This window comes from Candidatus Phytoplasma bonamiae (assembly GCF_030586845.1).
GTDB classification, from domain to species: Bacteria; Bacillota_I; Bacilli_A; order Acholeplasmatales; family Acholeplasmataceae; genus Phytoplasma; species Phytoplasma bonamiae.
Genome location: NZ_JAOSIQ010000050.1, coordinates 1 through 2,138, shown reverse-complemented (window position 1 = coordinate 2,138; position 2,138 = coordinate 1). Strand labels below are relative to the sequence as shown.

Annotated in this window: 2 protein-coding genes; both read right to left on the bottom strand. The window is 19.1% G+C overall.

The window, feature by feature from the left end:
• Positions 1-289: 289 nt before the first annotated feature.
• Positions 290-874 carry a hypothetical protein gene (locus tag OC701_RS02610; protein WP_304514527.1) on the bottom strand — a complete coding sequence of 195 codons (585 nt, stop codon included), beginning with the start codon at positions 872-874 and terminating at the stop codon, positions 290-292.
• A 273-nt stretch (positions 875-1,147) separates the two neighbouring features.
• Positions 1,148-1,471 (bottom strand): hypothetical protein, encoded by a 324-nt coding sequence (locus OC701_RS02605; protein ID WP_304514526.1) that lies wholly within the window; start codon positions 1,469-1,471, stop codon positions 1,148-1,150.
• Positions 1,472-2,138: the final 667 nt, after the last annotated feature.

The following is a 2,138-nucleotide window of genomic DNA, read 5'->3' as shown; positions in this document are numbered from 1 at the left end:
ATCAAAAAATCAAGATAATATATCGATAGGAGAAAATAATGATAAATAGGGTATTTTTAATAGGAAGAATCACTAAAGATCCTGAAATAAGATTTACAAAAGAAACTAACATACCTTATGTTGTTTTGGGGCAATCGTTTTTTGGGTTTATAGAGAAGATGTTTTGCGTTTAAACAACCAAAATATAAATTTGGTTGTTTATCACAAACATCTTCTCTATATTAGTTAAAAAAATCTCAGAATATTATTATATTAATTTTTATTAAAGTCTTTTATATTTTTAGAGATTTTATTTAAATTTGCTATAATTATTTGAAATTATAAATGCTACTATACCTTGTGTTTGAGTTGAAAAGCTCAAAAGCTTATCAAATTCAAAAGAAAATATTGATTCAGCTAGAGCTTTAAAAATAAACATAGAACAATCATTTAACAGTTTTTTCAAATCCATATCATCATTTAGATTATGAACTTTTAATGAAGAAGATTGAGGAGGATATATTCTAGATCTTATAATATTTTTAAGTTGTTCTGTCATATCGTTAAGTTTATCATAATCTCCAGGATTTCTATAAAATTTTTGATTTACTTCGCGCAAAGAATCTAAACTAGAACAACAAACTGCAAATTCTAAATCTGGATTAGGTTCTTCATTTAGAGTTGATTTAAAATTGGTTAATGAATCATTTTGTATAAATAATTGTTGTAATAATTCTAATTTTTGTTTATCACTAAGATTTGGAATATTTTGATTAAATAAAATCATTGGCTTAGAAGTTAATTCATCATTTTGCAAATTATGAGCTAATAAAATATTATTTCTACTAAAAATAACATAATTCAATAATAAAAATAACAAAAGAAATATGCTCATCGGAAGAAAAATTAATTTCTTAATTTTATTACTTTTCAAAATATTTTTATCCTCCAATATTTTTAATTTTAAATTATTCTATAGTAACAACGTAGGTGATCACTAAATATTTTAACACATTTTATAAATTTAACTTTAATAATTTATAAATTAATAATATTTATAAATTTTTTAAATCCATTATTCTAATTTTAACTAATATTTATTAAACCTAATAATTTTTAATTTTAAAGCTGGTAACAATTGTCAAATATTTTTAAAAAATATAAATGATTAAGTTAAATACTTGATATTATTGGTATTTATTCCTTTTATTATTCGATTAGAACTATCCTTAACATCTAAAACATGTCCAGATGAAACCTTAGCAGAATGATTTAATATTTTCTTTTTTGCATTATCAATTCCTATATGTTTTTTTAAATTTTTAGGATTTTCAGTTATATAAGAGGATTTAACGTTTTTAAATGTTGCAATTTCAATATTAGTATCTTCGAATAATAAAAATAACATTAAGATAATAATGATAATAACCAATATTAATATAATTATAACTTTATTCAAAGATGATGTTGTGATAATATATTCTTTTTTCATTTCTCATAATTTGTCCTATTAACAATTTATTATACATTTTAATTATTTTTAGATATTTTTTAATGTAAATTTTTTTAAATTTGTGTTTATTAAAAATATTTTCGTCAATATGTTAACTTTACGCCGATTTAAAAAATGTTTTATTTTATATTAAAATAAGTTTCAAAAAATGATTTTATTTAAAAATTATAAAACATTTTCACACCTTGATTTTTTCTTTTCAATTAAAATTGAATCAGTAATTTTATTTTTATTTTTTTAATAATCTATTGTTAATATTAGTTACAAACCAATTATCTTCGATTCTTTATAATTTATGAACTTAATTTTTCAGTTAATAATTTCCTGATTTTCCAATCCTTTTCATATAAAAAGTATCTTTGATTATATAAATCATTGAATCTTTATTATATTAAATTATCAAAATCTATTGATTACGTTCTATTTAAGTATTTTTTATTTTATTATTGATTATAAGGTTATTTATATATTATAAATAACCTTATAATCAATAATAAAATTTTTTCAATTTCTTTGAATTTTTTTGGGATTATTGTCTTCAAAAGTTAATATACCTAGATCATCAAATCCTTCAGAATTATCAATTAAAGTGAAAATTTCTGCATCTTTATAAGAATTAAAATAAGAATTGAAAATTTTAATTTTA